We start from the raw sequence: 18483 nt of genomic DNA, 5'->3' as shown, positions 1-18483 counted from the left end.
AATAAGGGTGAACTCATATGCCATTGCATTTTTTATTAGGTCGCTCTGGAAGTGGCAAAACGACCACCATCACTAAGCGAATCATTGATAATATTACACAACAACCTGATGGACCGCCTATATTGCTACTGGTTCCTGAACAGGGTTCTTTTCAAGCTCAATATGCACTTGTTCGTTCTAATCAATCGAAAGGAAATGTACGTGTGCAAACGTACGGTTTTCGACGCTTAGCTAATTGGGTGCTTCAAGATGTAGGTGGAAGTGCCAAAACACCGATCGGTGAAGAAGGTAAAAAAATGCTTCTTTATCGATTAATTCAGCGATATCAATCACAACTACGGATGTTTGGTACATCTAGCGATCAGTTTGGTTTTATCGGCAAATTAAGCGAATTATATAATGAATTTAAGCGTCATACGATTACATTAGAACAGTTAACGGAATATAGTGACCGTTTATCCACTTCGGCGCGCTCACCGTTGTTAATTGATAAATTACATGATCTACAACGTATTTATGAAGATTTTGAACAGAATCTGCAAGGGTTATATGTAGATGGGGAAAATACGTTAACAGATCTGGCTTTGGCGATTCCAGAATCACAGGTGCTGCATAATATCGATATCTGGATAGATGGATTTCATAGCTTTACTCCACAAGAATATGCTGTGATTACAGCTTTATTGCAAAAAGCCAATTCTGTCACGATTGCGTTAACATTGGATCGTCCTTATAATGGTGAGCCTCCTCATGAGCTAGAGCTTTTCCATCAGACTGCTACAACGTATATCAAGTTAAAGCAGTACGCTACAGCGATTGATGAATCGTTTACTATAGATGTTGAAAATCTTTCGGAGAATCCTATAGATGTTCCTGTTCGTTTTCAATCCAGTCCACAGCTTGCTCATTTGGAAAATGCATATCGTTCATCTCACCGCTGGCAACAAGCTCCGTATGTGAAGCAGGTAAATGAACGTCAAGATATTCATACGTATGCTGCTCCTGATCGTCGTTCAGAAGTGGAGAGTGCGCTTCGCGAAATGATTCGTTTGGCTCGTGAAGAAGGTGCACGCTGGCAAGAGATGGGCGTTTTTGTACGTCAATTAGCAGATTATGAACATATTATTGCACCACTACTACAAGACTATGAAATTCCCTATTTTCTCGATCAGAAACGTAGCATTTTACAACATCCTTTAGCAGAGTTTATACGTTCAGCACTGGATATTGTGCAATATTTTTGGCGGTATGAAGATGTATTCCGCTGTATCAAGACAGGGCTATTACTTCCAGATGATGGACGTGTCACTACAGAAGATATTGATCGTTTGGAAAATGTGGTGTTGGCTTCTGGGATTCATGGATCACGTTGGACAGATGGACATCCGTGGAAAGGTATTCCTAGCCTTTCACTCGAAGCGGGGGATGAAGTTAAAGAAATTAGCGAACGTGAATTAGCTGAAGGACAACGCATGCAACAAGCACGTCAGTTAGTAGTGGAACCATTGTACCGATTTGAAAAACGAATCAAAAAAGCAAAACATGCCAAAGAAATGTGTATCGCTCTGTATCAGCTATTGGAAGATTGTCAGATTGCGATGCATTTGGAACATATGAGTACCACAGCTACGGCGCAAGGCAATCCATTACGTGCGCGTGAACATATACAGATCTATGGAGAAATTATCGATTTACTGGATCAGATGGTGGATATTATGGCAGAAGATGCTATAGATTTGGGAACTTTTGCAGGCTTACTGGAAACAGGATTAAGCGGCATCCGTCTAGGGATTGTTCCTCCAGCGATTGATCAGGTGTTGATCGGTTCTATGGATCGTACTCGTCCGATGGATATCAAATATGCATTCGTTTTGGGCATGAATGAAGGGATTGTGCCTTCACTATTTCCAGACAGTGGTATTTTGAGTGAACCGGAACGAACGAATATGTTGGAAGGTGGCTTAGAGCTGTCTCCAGGTAGTAAGCGTCTTTTGTTAAATGAGCAATTTTTGATCTATCATGCGTTAACGGTAGCCAGTTCCAAATTATGGCTTAGTTATGCATTGACAGACGATGAAGATAAAGGACTTTTGCCTTCTGAAGTGATTACGAATGTGCATAAATTATTTCCTTTTTTACAAGAACAAGTTGCTACTACTCCATTATCTGCTCAATCTAATGATATAGAATCTTTGCGATATGTGACTACACCAACTACAACGTTACCACATGTAATAGCACAGTTACGGGAATGGAGTCGTGGAACAACGATTGCAGATTCATGGTGGCATGTGTTGAATTGGTATACAGCACGTGAAGCATGGCGACCGCAGATCAGTATGTTAGTTCAATCTTTATTTTATAGAAATACAGGCGAATTATTAGAAACGGAAACCAGTCGGCATTTATACGGGCAGACGTTACGTACCAGTGTATCAGGTATGGAGCAGTTTGTTTCTTGTCCTTTCGCTCACTTTGCTTCCCGTGGATTACGATTGCGAGAACGCCAAGAGTATCGGTTGAAAGCACCTGATATTGGGCAGTTATTCCATGCTTCCTTAACCGATCTTGCCACTACACTGAAAGAGCAAGGACGGGCATGGGGAGAATTGACTCGTGAAGAGTGTGTAGAGATCGCTTATGAAGCTGTAGATAAGCATATCCCACGTCTGCAAGGACAGATTCTTTCCAGTTCCAAACGATACAATTATATTTCACGTAAATTGCGTGAGATTGTAAGCCGTGCTTCGATTATGTTGGGAGAGCAAGCACGCCGTGGAGATTTTGAGCCGCTTTATTTAGAGCTGGCATTTGGACCGAACGGACAATGGCCACCGCTTCGTTTCACCCTTGAAAATGGATGTACGATGGAGATTGTAGGACGAATTGATCGGGTGGATGTTGCTGAAGGTGATGATACATTATTGCTACGGATTATTGATTACAAATCCAGTCAAACCGATCTCAAATTGCATGAAGTCTATTACGGACTTGCTTTGCAAATGCTGACGTATCTGGATGTATTGCTAACTCATGCAGAACAACAATTAGGTCAATCGGCACAACCGGCAGGTGCTCTTTATTTCCATGTGCATAATCCGATGCTACAAGCAGGGAACGGGCTAAGTATGCAACAATCCGAACAAGAAATGCTCAAGCGTTTCAAAATGAAAGGATTACTTCTTGCAGACCGTGACGTGATCGGCAAAATGGATACAGAACTGGATAAAGGATATTCTGCGATTCTTCCTGTAGCTGTCAAAGCAGATGGAGGATTTTACAGCAGTTCAGCAGTAGCCACAGGAGAGCAATGGCAAGAATTGCTTCGTAATGTGCGTCAGACGGCTCAAGAAATTGGGACGCAGATTACAGACGGTACAACACAGATTACACCTTATCGTATAGAGCAAGAAAAAGCATGTGATTACTGTGATTACAAATCAGTCTGCCAATTCGATGAAACGCTAAAAGATAATCAATATAAATTACTGCAAAAACCGGGCAAAAATGAAACATGGGAACTTTTACAAAACCGTCATGACTACCAGAAAGGAGATTCACCTTCATGATCCATAACAACGATAACGACAATAATGAATCACTAGATCATTTATTCGCAGACCATGATCAACCATTGCCTGTTAGAAATGAAATGCCTAAGCCTGAACAGAGTACATGGACCGATGATCAGTGGAAAGCGATCTCTCTGGACGGTGGAAATATGCTGGTTGCAGCAGCGGCAGGTTCGGGTAAAACAGCTGTTCTTGTGGAGCGTATTATTCGTCAAGTAACCGACCCTATTCATCCAATGGATGTGGATCGGATGTTAGTGGCTACCTTTACCAAAGCAGCCGCAACTGAAATGAGACAACGGATACGTGCTGCTCTGGACAAAGAAGTATTGCGTCGCCCGGAAGATGATCATTTGCGTCAACAATTGGCTTTGTTAAGCCAAGCATCGATCACGACGCTACATTCTTTTTGTTTAGAAATTATTCAATGTTATTATTCGATGATTCCGTTAGATCCGGGATTTCGGATAGCGACTGCTAATGAATGTGATATTTTGCGGGAAGAATTGTTAACTGAACTATTTGAAGAAAAGTATACCGAAGAAGAAGAGCGTGATAATAAGCAATTTTACCGCTTAATGAACTGGTTCGGTGGAGAGCGAAGTGATGATGCCGCTTTGGTTTTGGTAGAGCGCCTTTATCATTTTGCACGTAGTCATCCATGGCCTGAATACTGGTTAGAGCGAACAGCGGCTGAATTCGATGTAACCGATGGGTCTTCATTGCAAAATACGTCATGGGTACAGAATATTATGACTGATATTGCTTTGACATTAGAAGGTATTCAAGGGGTGCTACATCAAGCGATAGATACAGCATTATTGCCGGGGGGACCTGTAGCTTATGCAGATAGTCTACGAGATGATCTGGAAGTGATTCATGCCCTTCAATCTGCAATGACTGTACAGCCGTGGGAGCAATTGTATACCGTTTTCCAAAGCGCGGCTTTCGGTAAATTAAAAGCAGTACGCAAAGAGGGAATCGATCCTCAATTACAAGAAACTGTTAAACAATTGCGTGAAAATGCGAAAAAATCGTTAGCTGAGATCAAAAATTTATTTTTCGGTAGAACTCCTGATGAATTTGCTCAAGAATTACGTGAAACATTTCCATTGATGAAAGAATTAACAGAATTAGTGATTCGTTTTAGTCAAAAGTATCAACAGGAGAAACAGCGTAAAGGATGGGTCGATTTTGCCGATCTAGAACATTACGCTCTTCATATATTACGTCATGCCGATTCTACACCTGAGCATGTGATTCCTTCACAAGTTGCTTTGGAATATCGTGAACGATTTGATCAAGTGATGCTCGATGAATATCAAGATACTAACTCTGTACAGGAAGAATTAGTACAGCTCATTTCACGAGATATGGTAGGGAATCGCTTTATGGTTGGTGATGTGAAGCAAAGTATTTATCGTTTTCGTCTGGCAGAACCGGGGCTGTTTTTAGATAAATATGAGAAGTATCAAGACGATTGGGAAGGAGAAGGACGACGAATCGATCTTTCTCGTAACTTCCGTAGCCGTCATCAAGTTGTCGATGCTGTTAATATGATTTTTAGACAGATTATGAATAAAACAGTAGCAGAAATCGAATACGATGAGCGAGCAGAATTAGTAGCCGGTGCAACTTATCCACCGGGTGACGAAACTGCCTATGCACCAGAATGCTGGATTATTGATCGTGCAGGAAGTGGAGCAAGTGCTGACTACAACAATGCAGATGACAGTAATGATAGTGAGGGATATGGCAATAGCGAAGTCTCGGAAATGGAATCTGCTCGCTTAGAAGCACAAGCGATTGCTGTACGAGTACGTGAAATGGTAGAGCCTGATGGCAAACCATTGATGATTTATGATAAATCGGTCGATAGTTTACGTCCGGCTGAATATCGCGATATGGTTATTTTACTACGTTCAACTGCAGCATGGGCACCACTCATATTAGAGGAATTGCAACGTGAAGGTATCCCTGCATATAGCGAACTGAATCAAGGATTTTTTGAAGCAGTGGAAGTAAAGATTATTCTATCTTTGTTAGCTGTAATTGATAATCCGCAACAAGATATCCCACTGGCTTCTGTACTGCGTTCACCGATTGTTGGTTTGAATGAAGATCAATTGGCGACCATTCGCTTATTTGGCAAAGACACTTCGTATTATCAAGCCATGATGTTAGCGGCTGAACATATGCAAGAACAACCGGAAGAATGGGGTTACAAATTACTTCATTTTCTTGAACAATTGAATCAATGGCGATTAGCAGCACGAGAAGGTGAACTAGGTGATCTGATCTGGCGTATTTACCGGGATACAGGTTATCTCGACTGGTTAGCTGGTTTACCTGGAGGATTGCAACGTCAACATCATTTACGAATACTATATGATCGTGCTCGTCGATTTGAAGTGTCTACATCTTCACGAGGACTATTTCGGTTTATGCGTTTTATTCGCCGTCTGCAAGATACAGATGGTGATCTAGGAGCTACAGCTTCGGTCGATGGTCAAGAAAATGCTATTCGAATTATGACTATTCATAAAAGTAAAGGTCTAGAGTTTCCAGTTGTGTTTCTAGCAGGCATGTCCAAAATGTTCAATATGCAAGATTTAAATACTTCTTTTTTGATGCATAAAGAATTAGGATTCGGCCCTAAATTTGTAGATGAAGATACACGTGTGAGTTACCCAACATTACCGAATTTGGCGATTCGTCGTCGTACAGCCACAGAGTTATTAGCAGAAGAAATGCGTGTCCTTTATGTAGCATTAACTCGTCCTCGGGACAAACTGATTATGATTGGAACAGTCAAAGATATCGACAAAAAAATCTCGGCATGGAGTCAGGTTCAGAACTCTGATCATTTGCAACTGCCTGATTATGTATTAGCCAAAAGCCGGACGTATCTTGATTGGGTGGGTCCAGCATTAATGCGCCATCGTGCGGCTTCTGTATTCCGTGAGCGTAACGAAATTGCGGCAGGACCTTATTCAGCTTGCTTGGCAGATGATCCAACACCGTGGAGCATTACCATTCTGGATAGTCGTCAATTACAATCGAAAACAGAAGATACCGAGCAATCGATAACAGCTTTGCGCGAACATGATCCCAAGTGGATTGCTTTGCAACAGATTGCAGATGGGGAACAGGTACAGCCTGTGACTGATTTTGAAAATAATCATGATCTCGCTGTTGAAGATATTGATACGTCTGTGAACGCGAAAGAAGTCGAACAAAGACTGTCATGGCAGTATCCGTATGAATTATCGACTCATATTACTGCCAAAACAACGATTAGTGAAATCAAGCGACAATTGGTTTCAGAAGAATCTCCAGCTGTAGACGGTATCCATGAATCTCTGGATCAACGGGTTACAATTGGACATTATACCGATCAGCATCAAGATCAATCCATAACAGATGTGCCACAAGTCAAAGGGGCTAATCCATTTTTGATGAGCACTATTTTACAGCGGGCAGGTATACTGCTGGAAAATCAGACAGATGATCAGACCTCTTCAGCTGAGCCTGTATCGAATAGATTGCAAACAGATGTATCTTCTCAGCAATCAGCTACTTTGTCTGGTGCGATCGATCACCAAGCAGATGGAAGTACACTCAAATTGCAACGTCCTAAATTTATGGAACAACGTGGTCTAAGCGGAGCAGAACGTGGAACCGCATATCATACTGTCATGCAGCGAGTGCCTTTAGATCAGGGATATGTAGATGTCAAGATAGTTGAACAGACCAAAGCAGATCTGGTTCAGCGCCAAATTCTACGTCAGGATCAAGCAGATAGTGTACATGCGAATGAGATCGTTGCTTTTTTCGCAACACCGCTCGGTCAACAAATGTTGCAAGCTACAGAGATCAGACGAGAATTAGCCTTTAGTTATGGTATTCCGATCAATGATGCAGGTGATAAGATTTTGTCACAGGGAATAGTCGATTGCATTTTCCAGATTGATAATCGATGGATCATTGTCGATTACAAAACCGATCGTGTAGTAGATACCCATGGAGGTATAGAAGCGCTGAAAGATCGTTATCGTATTCAACTTCAGCTGTATGCGCAAGCGATTCAAGATTCTTTGCATTGGAAAGTCGATCAATTATGGTTGTATTTCTTCGACATTAACGAAGCGATAGAAATCTAAACAGGATTAACATATTAAATAACCTAACTCTTTTTCATTCATCAATCTAAAATGGTAAACCAAAAAGGTAGTTTGTTGTCCATAAGACTAATGGCATTTTGAAGCTAGTCTATAAGATGACAAACTTCCTTTGATTCGATATACACCCCAATTCTAGCATCACTTAAAAAGGAGAAAGCTATGCGTATTTTACATACAGCTGACTGGCATTTTGGTCGAACATTAGAAGGCAGAAGTCGTCTCGATGAACAAATCGCTTTTGTCGATGAATTGGTTCAGATTGCAGATGATCAACAAGCCGATCTTATTCTGATGGCAGGCGATGTCTATGATTCTGTGAATCCACCTGCTGTAGCAGAACAATTATTTTATGAAGCCGCCGCTAGATTAACAGCTAATGGTCGTCCACTGGCTGTTATCGCAGGGAATCATGATCAACCTGATCGTATTGCGTCAGCGACACCATTGGTTCAAGGGCGAGGTATTTATTTATTAGGTACACCTGCTGCACAGGCTTTAACTATTTCTGTACCTCGTACTTCAGAGACAGCTATAGTGGCAGCATTACCTTATCCATCCGAAGCTAGACTGAATGAATTATTAACCGAGGAACATGATGAAGATTTAATACGTCGTGCCTATAGTGAACGTGTAGGCATGTTAATGCGACAATTAGCGACTGACTTCCGTTCGGATACGATCAATCTAGCTATGAGCCATATCTATGCTCTTGGAGGAGTCGAATCGGATTCAGAGCGCCCTATTCAAGTAGGTGGTGCGTATACAGTTGATCCTTCTGCATTATATACAGGAGCTCAATATACAGCGCTGGGTCATCTACACCGTGCTCAAGCAGTCAAAGGAGAAGGAATGATTCGGTATAGTGGTTCTCCGCTAGCTTATAGTTTTTCTGAAGCAGGGCAAGCCAAATCTGTCACGATGCTCGATGTTGTGCCCGGTGGTATTCCACAGATAGAAGAAATCTTTTTAACTTGTGGTCGTCCTTTAGTGCGCTGGAAAGCGAAAGGCGGTCTGACTGAAGTCCATCAATGGTTAGAGGAAGGCAGAGATCGCAATGCTTTTATCGATCTGGAAATTTCATTGTTAGAAGCTTTGTCGATGTCTGATATTCAATCGATTCGCAAAGCTTATAGTGGCATTGTCAATATTCGTCCTGTATATCCAGAAACAGAAGCACAGCAATCTTTTGCAGAACGTGCTCAATTGCCTGTCCATGAATTGTTCCGTACGTTTTATGCACGCCAGACAGGTGGAGCCGTGCCCGAAGATCGATTAGTTGAGCTGTTTTTGGAACTGATCGATGAAGAAGAAACCGGGGAGGAACAATCATCATGAAGCCAATCACACTTAAATTATCCGGTTTACAAAGTTATCGTGAACAACAAGAAATCGATTTTGAAGCATTGTGTGAAACAGGGCTATTTGGTATTTTTGGACCTACAGGGAGTGGGAAATCAACTGTTCTTGATGCTATTACACTTGCTTTGTATGGCAAGGTGGAACGAGCTTACAACGGTACACAGGGGATCATGAATCATTCGGAAGATTCGTTATTTGTATCGTTCTCTTTTGAATTGTTATCTGCTGAAGGGGCGCAACGGTATCGAGTCGAACGCCGGTTTAAACGTACGGGCGATCATACAGTAAGTAATGCGATGAGCCGTTTTATCGAAATGCGTGCAGATGGCGATGTTGTGGTTGCTGACAAATTAGCAGAAGTCACACGTTGTGTAGAAGATTATATCGGGCTGAAAATGGATGATTTTACACGCGCAGTCGTATTACCACAAGGTAAATTTGCTGAATTTTTATCTCTTAAAGGTAGTGACCGTAGACAGATGTTGCAACGTCTTTTCCATCTGGAACGATACGGTGACCGCTTAATGCAGAAGCTTAGCCAGCGTGTGAAAGAAACAGACAACGTACTAGGCAAACTGTACGCCGAACAGACAGGTCTGGGCGAAGCCTCAGCAGAAGCGCTACAAACAGCAATAGAGCGCTTAGAAACAGCGATCCAAGAAGCAGAACAACGTCGTCAAGAACTGTTTGATATTACTGCTCGTACCGAACAATGGAGCAAGATTAGAGAATATCAACGAGAACAAGCTGAGTTACAGCAACGTCTAACTCAATTACAACAACACGAAGCTGAGGTTGCCCACAAAGAACAGCAGATTGAACAAGCGTTATCTGCGCAGAACTTATTACCATTATTAGATACATGGCGTACTCATGAAGCCAAAGCCATACAAGAACAACAACGTGTAACTACATTACAGCAAGATTTACAACAAGCAGAGATTGCAGTAGCGACAGCTGTAGAGCGTGAACAAAAAGCCAAACAACAATTAACCGAGCAAGAACCGCAATTAATGACACGGATCGAACAACTACAACAAGCACTACAATTGCAAAAGGAATGTGTAGCATTAGAACAAGATCAACAGCAGATTCATCAGCAATTGGAAAATATACAAAAACAATGGGAAGAAGCATCTCATCAAGTACAACGTGAACAGATGCTTTTGGATAAGGCAAGACAGCGTCAAGAAGAACTGAATAAGCAACTCAAAGCTTGTGAAGTTCGCAGTCAGGATCGGCGTGAATTACAAGAAGCCCAGCAACAATTGTCTGCTCTGAATACAGCTAGAACCCGTCTACAAGAACAACAAACCGAATATGATGGTTATACTCAGTCAGCACAACAGGCGAATCAAGTATGGCAACAATTTGTTGAGCAAGAAGCCACTCGATCTGAGCAAGAACAGCAATTACAACAACATGTTTTTTCGTTGTATCAAGAGCATCAACAACTTGAACATGTACTACAGCAAGCACACCAATCTGCTGAACAACTGGAAGAACAGTATGCACAACAATCCAGAAAAGCAGAATCGAATCGTCTGGCAAGTCTGTTAGCAGTAGAACTACAAGAAGGCCAACCTTGTGCAGTATGTGGGTCTACTCATCATCCTCAACCTGCTCATGACATCGAACATAAAGTCACAGCAGATAATCAATCAGTGGCGGATACAACAACTGAGCAGACTCAAGCGCTCAAACAAATGAAACAAAATCTTCAAGTTGTACAGCAACATGTTCGTGGTCGTCAAATAGAGCTAGACAGTCATATGCAAGAATGGGATTGGCAGATAAAAGATTCAGATTCATTACCTGCTTCTTCTGATCAAGCGACTCTATTATCAGAGCAAGAACTGCAAGCACAATGGTTAGATGTACAAGCTCATAATCAGAATTTAGAGCAACAGACTAGAGAATTACAACAACAATTAAGACAATGGCGTCAAAATGAACGAGAATGGTCAGGGCGTAAAGTTACAGCTCAATCTGAACAACAATCATCTGCTCGCCTGTCAGAACAATCCAATACTCGTCTCCAAGCCGCTACACAGACGTTAGAGCAACTTTTAGAACAGTGGCAACAGACTTTACCGCATCTAACAGAACAGTCGGCACGTGAGCGATTTGAAGCTCTAGCACAGATGGATGAACAAGCAGAGAAGATCCGTGAAGGATTGGATAAAAGTGTTCCGTATATCGAAGAGCGTGAACAAGCCATCAAGCACGGTACAGAACAGATCAATACATTGGATAAGCAACGTATTCAAGATCAGACCCGTCAAGAAGGGAATCAACGACTTTTACAAGAAAAGAAAAACCGTCTTACACAGTGGATCGGCGATCAATCTGCGGAGCAGTTACTTACCGAGACGCAACAGCAACAACAACAATTACGACAACAAGCAGAGCAGACCGCAGACTTGTGGCGTAAGGCGCTACAGCAGCAGCAGACAGCAACACATCAAGTTGAATTGGCTGTGCAATCAGCACAATCGTTACAACAACAGGTCGATCAGCATGCAGAGAAGTGGCAACAAGCATTACAAGCCTCTCCTTTTGATAATGAGCAAAGTGTCAGTCAATCACGGATGGCAGAAGATCAGATTCAGTTGTATCGTCAGCAGATTCAACAGCATCGTGATCAACAACATGAATTATCTGTTCATTTGCGAGAAGTACAGAACAAGTTAAACGGACAGAGTCTAAGTGAAGAAGAATGGGCAAAAATACAACAGCAATATACAGAAGCCCGTCAAGCAGATGAGATGGCATTAGAACAACGAGCCAAAGCCACTCGTGATCGTGAAGACCTTCAAGAGCGTCATGTACGCTGGCGTGAGCTAGAAGACAAACGAGTCACTTTAGCGCAAGAGGCTAAGCATTTATCCAAATTACAAGCTAGTATGCGTGGTAATGCTTTTGTCGAATATATTGCAGAAGAACAATTAATGCAGGTCAGTCTAGCCGCTTCTGAGCGATTACGCTTTTTGACCAAACAACGGTATTCATTGGAAGTGGATTCTGGTGGAGGATTTGTAATCTGTGATAATGGCAATGGTGGGATTCGTCGCCCGGTATCTTCTTTATCCGGTGGAGAAACGTTTTTAACTTCGTTATCATTAGCATTAGCTTTATCGGCTCAGATTCAGTTGCGCGGTCAGTATCCGCTTCAGTTCTTTTTCCTGGATGAAGGATTTGGTACGCTTGATCCCGAACTTTTGGATACAGTGGTGACTTCACTGGAGAAGCTTCATAACGATCAACTATCGGTGGGTATTATTAGCCATGTTCCTGAATTACGGATGAGATTGCCTCGTAAATTAGTGATTGTACCTGCGGAGCAAGCAGGAAGTGGCTCCAAAGTAGTCCTTGAACGCATGTAGATTTGAATCTATGCCCATAGTAAACAAAATACACAAAAAGAATTGAAGGAGTGTTTGAAGATTATGGTTAAAGACGATTGTTTATTTTGTAAAATTGTTGCAGGAACGATTCCTTCACAAAAAGTATACGAAGATGATCAGATACTAGCTTTTCACGATATTACACCTGCTGCCCCTGTTCATGTATTGCTTATTCCCAAAAAACATATCGACTCGATGAATGAAGTATCTCAAGAAGATTTGCCAGTTATTGGTCATATTCATGGCGTAGCGATACAATTAGCCAAAGAATTGGGCTTAGATCAAAGTGGATATCGTCTGATCAATAACTGTGGACCGGATAGCGGACAAGCGGTACAACATCTTCATTATCATTTGTTAGGTGGAGCCAATCTTGGCGCCCTGACAGGCATTTCGAGCTCTCACGCATAAGTCAAAATAACGTGTAAAAGAATAATAAAAAAAGATGTTCCAATACAGTCTAAAACGGGTATATAATAGAACATTAAAAAATTGCAGGCAAAACTAGCCAATCATATTGACACTTCATTCAACTTTCACCTATAATGAAAGTTGATAAACCGTGTTATTGTTCTTGGACGGTCTGGTCGGAGGGAGGGAAAACTAGTGTCTGAAACGAAAGTTCGCAAAAACGAAACAATTGATGCAGCACTTCGTCGCTTCAAACGCTCCATCGCTAAAGATGGCGTTCTGGCTGAGGTGAAAAAACGCAAACATTATGAAAAGCCGAGCGTTAAGCGTAAGAAAAAATCTGAGGCTGCTCGTAAAAGAAAGTTTTAGGAGGATTTACCCGTTATGAATCTTAGCGAACGATTAAACGAAGATATGAAGCAAGCAATGAGAGACAAGGCGAAATTCAAATTGTCGACTATTCGCATGGTTCGTTCAACGATTAAAAATCTCGAAATAGATTTGAAAAGAGACTTGGACGACACTGAAGTGCTTGATATTCTTAGTCGTGAGATCAAACAGCGCAAAGATGCCCTCCAAGAATTTGAAAAAGCAGGTCGTGATGACCTGACAAGCAACCTTAAAGCGGAGATTGAGATTATTTCCGAGTATCTTCCCACACAGCTGTCTGAAGAAGAAATTAAAGTTCTTGTAAAGCAGACCATCCAGGAAACCGGTGCTTCTTCAAAAGCCGATATGGGAAAACTGATGAGCGCCCTGATGCCTAAAGTAAAAGGTCGCGCAGACGGAAAAGTTGTGAATCAAACGGTTCAACAATTTCTGCAATAAACATATGTGAAAGCACCTCATTTTTTTATAAAGTGGGGTGCTTTTTTCTATGTTTATTTTATCAAAAAGGAATATAATTGAAACGTAACCATGATGTTTACGTATTATATATAGACTACCTTTTACCATGCTTATATGTATATTGTTTAATATCAGTATTATTGCTGTATTAAACAAAACACATCTGAACTGAAAGGGGCTAAGATCGAATGAACTCATCGCTTGACCAGATTGGCCGTATCAAGCGTCAGCTAAGTTTATTATTGCTAGGTTCACTGATGGCGATGCTTATCGTGGCAGGGATTTATCCACAATCTGCTAGTGCCGCATCTGCACCCGCTACTAGCAATAATGATGGTGCCGTCTACGTGATTCCTATTGACCGTCAAATTGAAAGCGGATTACAAAAGTTTTTGGTAAGAGGATTTGAAGAAGCGAAGCAAGCGAAAGCATCGTGGATTGTACTGGAAATGAATACGCCGGGCGGAGAACTTCAAGCGGCTGGTGATATTGGAGCGATGGTACGTAATAGCAGTGTACCTGTAGCTGTTTTTGTACAAGACAAAGCTGCATCAGCAGGAAGTTATATTGCTTTGAATGCAGATAAGATTTTTATGCAACCTGGAAGTACAATTGGTGCTGCTGCTATTGTAGATGGTAAAGGCAATCCGATTGATAATCCCAAACAGGTCGCTTATTGGAAAAGTGAAATGAGAGCTGCCGCACAGCTTCATAATCGTAACGCAGATATCGCTGACGGTATGACAGATGTGAACATGGTAGTATCTATGCCAGAGATTAATCAGACCAAAACAAAAGGACAGATTATTTCTCTTTCTAGTAATGAAGCATTGAAAGTAGGATTTGCAGACAAGATTCTTTCTTCTACCAATGCGGTTGTAACTGAATTAGGGCATTCACCTGAAGATATAGTAAAAGTACAACCAAGTGCTGGCGAAAATATCGCACGGGTGCTAACTAATCCGATTGTAACTACATTGCTTCTATTTATTGGAATGGTCGGAATAGCCATGGAGATTATTATACCGGGATTTGGTATACCAGGTATCGTAGGCATTGTTGCTTTTGCATTGTACTTCTTCGGTAGTTATGCAGCTGGTTTCTCAGGATCTACCACATGGTTACTGTTTTTAGGAGGACTTATTTTACTGGTGCTGGAGCTGTTTATTCCAAGCTTTGGTATATTGGGTATTTTAGGATCAGCCAGTCTGATTACAGGGGTAGTGAAAGCCGCATATGATACAAGCGATGCTTTGTTATCTTTAGGTATCGCATTTGCTGCCGCTGCTGTAGTCGTCACACTGATTGCTATTTTGCTCAAAGAACGTGGCGTCTGGAATCGATTTATTCTCAAAGAACAACTTTCTTCAGAGCAAAGCTTTATGTCTCGCTTAACGAGAGAACAATTTTTGGGCAAAGAAGGAATAAGTGTAACGCCTCTTCGTCCGTCAGGTACAGTACTGATCGGCGATGAACGAATCGATGTCGTTACACAGGGTAACTTTATTGCGAGTGATCGTCCGATTCGAGTCAAGCAAGTGGATGGCAGTCGTATTATTGTCGAAGAAATAACAGAAGAATCGGCTCTGCACGCACAATTATTGAAAGAATAATTTCAAATATAGAAGTTATTCCATAGGTAAGGTATGGATAAACCGTTTCATTTTCTATTCATACCTTGATCATTTTAAAATAATATTGCTTCGTCTTCATTATGGATTCATATACACATATGTAGACAAAAGGGGTCATGTACGTTTACATATTTAGCCGTATAACCGATTCATTGAATCCAAGAATACAGGCAATGGGCAAGTCAGGTAACACAGATTGAACTATAAAAATTGGAGTGTGATGTGAATAATGAGTACAAGTGTATTAAGTATTCTCTTTATCGTTGTTGTCGCTATTATTATTTTAAGTGTATTTTTCAGTTTCTTCCCGGTTATGCTTTGGATCTCGGCTGTCGCTTCTGGCGTACGTGTAAGTATTATTACACTTGTAGCGATGCGTCTTCGTCGTGTAACACCTTCACGTATTGTGAATCCACAGATCAAAGCGCACAAAGCAGGTCTGGGACTTGATATGAACCAATTGGAAAGTCATTATCTAGCAGGTGGTAATGTAGACCGTGTCGTGAATGCACTAATTGCAGCACAACGTGCAGAGATTCCGTTGGAATTTGAACGTGCAGCAGCCATTGACCTTGCAGGTCGTGATGTACTACAAGCTGTACAGATGAGTGTTAACCCTAAAGTAATCGAGACGCCTGTTGTCGCTGCTATGGCTCGTAACGGTATCGAAGTAAAAGTTAAAGCTCGTGTAACTGTACGTGCGAATATCGAACGCTTGGTCGGTGGTGCAGGGGAAGAAACGATTATTGCTCGTGTTGGTGAAGGTATCGTTACAACTGTAGGTTCTAGTGATTCTCACAAACAAGTCTTAGAAAATCCAGATATGATTTCTCGTACAGTATTGCAAAAAGGGCTAGATGCAGGAACTGCTTTTGAAATTCTATCGATCGATATTGCGGATGTAGATGTTGGTAAAAATATTGGTGCAATGCTACAGACAGAACAAGCAGAAGCGGACAAACGTATTGCTCAAGCTAAAGCAGAAGAAAGACGTGCAATGGCTGTAGCTCAAGAACAAGAAATGAAAGCACGTGTTGTTGAGATGAGAGCGCGTGTTGTTCAATCCGAGTCCGATGTACCGCTTGCGATGGCAGAAGCTCTTCGTAAAGGACAAATGGGTGTAATGGATTACATGAACCTCAAAAATATCGAAGCAGATACTCAAATGAGAGGCTCACTTGGTAAATCAGAAGATTTCGATGGTAGTTCAGATAACAAGTCAAATAAATAAAGGTGTGCGATAATTGATGCTTGATTTCCTTATGGGTAATTTATATTTTGTCGCCATTATTGCTTTTGCTATCTTTTCTTTTGTCAAAACGCGTTCAGCAAAAAAGAAATCAGGCGGGCAACCTTCTGGGATGCCGACGTTTGGTGGAAATGGTGATCACAAAAAAAGATGGTTCAATGAACCTGAACGCACATCTGCTGAACCCGGACCGTTAGATGATGCACAGCGACGGTATCATGAGGCTCAGCAACGTTATGATGAGTCAGATACGTCTGAAAATGCTCCAGGATATGAAGATTCTGCGACTAGATCGGCTTCATCTATGCAAGAGCCTCAAATACCGAAGCCGGTCACTGCTAATCGCAGTGAAGTGGAGAAACGTTTAGATGCTATGCATAAAGATATTCAAGCACGCTCAATGCATTTGAACGCAGGAAGTCGAGTAGTTATCGAAGAATTGGATTCCGCATCGACTTCTAAAAATGCAATCGGGTCGGATGAACTTCGTCAAGGCGTGATTTGGGCAGAAATCTTAGGTGAACCACGTGCTAAACGTCCTTATAACCATCATAAATATGCAGTAGACAAGAAATAGTAAGGTATCAGCCGATCTCTATATGGAGATCGGTTTCTTTCTAATCTATCTTCGTTTTGTTTCTATCTTGACCGATGTATGGTAATGATAAATAATGTGCAAAAAATTTTGCATGACAAACCATACAATGGTAAAGTTTAGGGTAAAGATATTGCACTCAAGTTTTATAGTATAAATGCACACAGCAGTTTTATATTATTTTATTAATGAGGAGATTGAGGCTATTTGTTAGAGCAAACGCAAAGCACCAGAATTCCACTGCTTAATGCAGAAGAAGGATTGTCACTGTTTGGACCACAGGACAGTTTTCTAAAATTAATTGAACGCGAAACGGAAGCCAAAATTGGTAGTCGTGAAGCAGAGATTTCGATTCATGGTCCTGCACAAGCAGTAGAACAGATGACTCAGCTTTTCGAAGTATTATTACAATTAGTTCGCAATGGCTATGTACTTACAGAACGTGATATTTTATATGCAATAGAACTTGCCAAAGAGCTTCGAGCAGACCAACTGCTTGACTTATATAAAGGTGAAATTACGCAGACGTATCGTGGGAAACCAATTCGTGTCAAAACGATTGGTCAGAAACACTATGTATCAACAATTAAAAAGCTAGATATCGTATTCGGGATTGGACCAGCAGGTACAGGTAAAACGTATCTAGCTGTAGTCTTAGCAGTTGCAGCGCTTAAAGAAGGCAAAGCCAAACGAATCATTCTGACTCGTCCTGCGGTTGAAGCAGGGGAAAGCCTAGGGTTTCTACCTGGCGATCTACAGGAAAAGGTAGATCCTTATCTGCGTCCGTTATATGATGCCTTATATGATGTTATGGGGCCTGAGCAGACAGCCAAAGCGCTAGAGCGTGGTCTGATCGAGATCGCTCCGCTTGCTTATATGCGTGGACGTACATTAGATGATGCTTTTATTATTTTGGATGAAGCACAGAATAGTACAGCCGAACAGATGAAAATGTTTTTAACCCGTTTAGGATTTGGTTCCAAAATGGTCATTACAGGTGATGTTACACAGATCGATTTACCTCGCGGTAAAAAGTCCGGTCTGGTAGAAGCTCGAATGATTCTGGATGGTATCAAAGAAATCGGATTTGTTATTTTCGGCGAGCAAGATGTGGTTCGTCATTCCTTGGTACAAAAAATTATTGTCGCTTATGATAAAGCTTCGGAAAATCTGGAGTAGTCGGCGGTCAGCGGAGAAAACAGAAACCGCACATTTTGAATATT

General features: G+C 41.5%; 11 protein-coding genes. All 11 read left to right on the top strand.

Features of this window, described 5'->3' with window-relative positions; genetic code table 11:
* Positions 1–17: 17 nt before the first annotated feature.
* The 11 genes from addB (at position 18) to PO903_RS20855 (ending at position 18439) form a co-directional block, all read left to right on the top strand.
* Positions 18–3569, top strand: a complete 3552-nt coding sequence (addB, locus tag PO903_RS20905) for a helicase-exonuclease AddAB subunit AddB (RefSeq protein ID WP_273594458.1) — start codon at positions 18–20, stop codon at positions 3567–3569.
* Entirely contained in the window at positions 3566–7735 is a 4170-nt protein-coding gene (addA, locus tag PO903_RS20900; protein WP_273594457.1) for a helicase-exonuclease AddAB subunit AddA, read from the top strand. Before addB ends, addA begins: the two co-directional genes overlap by 4 nt.
* 180 nt (positions 7736–7915) lie before the next feature.
* A complete protein-coding gene (locus PO903_RS20895; protein WP_069329840.1) occupies positions 7916–9091 on the top strand; it encodes an exonuclease SbcCD subunit D in 1176 nt (391 codons plus the stop codon).
* On the top strand, positions 9088–12501 hold the full coding sequence (locus PO903_RS20890) for an AAA family ATPase (protein WP_273594456.1): 3414 nt from the start codon (positions 9088–9090) through the stop codon (positions 12499–12501). The genes PO903_RS20895 and PO903_RS20890 overlap by 4 nt, the downstream gene beginning before the upstream one ends.
* Positions 12502–12564: 63 nt before the next feature.
* Entirely contained in the window at positions 12565–12933 is a 369-nt protein-coding gene (locus PO903_RS20885; protein ID WP_273594455.1) for a histidine triad nucleotide-binding protein, read from the top strand.
* 195 nt (positions 12934–13128) lie between these two features.
* Complete coding sequence (gene rpsU, locus PO903_RS20880) at positions 13129–13302, top strand: 30S ribosomal protein S21 (RefSeq protein ID WP_005547957.1); 174 nt, start codon at positions 13129–13131, stop codon at positions 13300–13302.
* Between the two features lie 15 nt (positions 13303–13317).
* Entirely contained in the window at positions 13318–13761 is a 444-nt protein-coding gene (locus PO903_RS20875; RefSeq protein ID WP_069329837.1) for a GatB/YqeY domain-containing protein, read from the top strand.
* 209 nt (positions 13762–13970) lie between these two features.
* Positions 13971–15395 (top strand): NfeD family protein, encoded by a 1425-nt coding sequence (locus PO903_RS20870; protein ID WP_273594454.1) that lies wholly within the window; start codon positions 13971–13973, stop codon positions 15393–15395.
* Between the two features lie 250 nt (positions 15396–15645).
* Entirely contained in the window at positions 15646–16647 is a 1002-nt protein-coding gene (floA, locus tag PO903_RS20865; RefSeq protein WP_069329835.1) for a flotillin-like protein FloA, read from the top strand.
* A gap of 16 nt (positions 16648–16663) precedes the next feature.
* On the top strand, positions 16664–17242 hold the full coding sequence (locus PO903_RS20860; RefSeq protein ID WP_273594453.1) for a YqfB family membrane protein: 579 nt from the start codon (positions 16664–16666) through the stop codon (positions 17240–17242).
* Between the two features lie 225 nt (positions 17243–17467).
* Complete coding sequence (locus PO903_RS20855) at positions 17468–18439, top strand: PhoH family protein (RefSeq protein ID WP_069329833.1); 972 nt, start codon at positions 17468–17470, stop codon at positions 18437–18439.
* The last annotated feature ends 44 nt before the right edge of the window (positions 18440–18483 follow it).

The organism is Paenibacillus sp. PK4536, from assembly GCF_028594455.2.
Lineage (GTDB): Bacteria > Bacillota > Bacilli > Paenibacillales > Paenibacillaceae > Saccharibacillus > Saccharibacillus nuruki.
The sequence above is the reverse complement of the archived record's forward strand: the minus strand, read 5'-3'. Positions and strand labels throughout refer to the sequence as shown.

Excerpts from the sequence above, each read along its gene's own strand:
- PO903_RS20860 (WP_273594453.1), top strand. The coding sequence starts at position 16,664 with ATGCTTGATTTCCTTATGGGTAATTTATATTTTGTCGCCATTATTGCT.
- floA (WP_069329835.1), top strand. The coding sequence starts at position 15,646 with ATGAGTACAAGTGTATTAAGTATTCTCTTTATCGTTGTTGTCGCTATT.
- PO903_RS20885 (WP_273594455.1), top strand. The coding sequence starts at position 12,565 with ATGGTTAAAGACGATTGTTTATTTTGTAAAATTGTTGCAGGAACGATT.
- PO903_RS20895 (WP_069329840.1), top strand. The coding sequence starts at position 7,916 with ATGCGTATTTTACATACAGCTGACTGGCATTTTGGTCGAACATTAGAA.
- PO903_RS20890 (WP_273594456.1), top strand. The coding sequence starts at position 9,088 with ATGAAGCCAATCACACTTAAATTATCCGGTTTACAAAGTTATCGTGAA.
- PO903_RS20875 (WP_069329837.1), top strand. The coding sequence starts at position 13,318 with ATGAATCTTAGCGAACGATTAAACGAAGATATGAAGCAAGCAATGAGA.
- addA (WP_273594457.1), top strand. The coding sequence starts at position 3,566 with ATGATCCATAACAACGATAACGACAATAATGAATCACTAGATCATTTA.
- PO903_RS20870 (WP_273594454.1), top strand. The coding sequence starts at position 13,971 with ATGAACTCATCGCTTGACCAGATTGGCCGTATCAAGCGTCAGCTAAGT.
- addB (WP_273594458.1), top strand. The coding sequence starts at position 18 with ATGCCATTGCATTTTTTATTAGGTCGCTCTGGAAGTGGCAAAACGACC.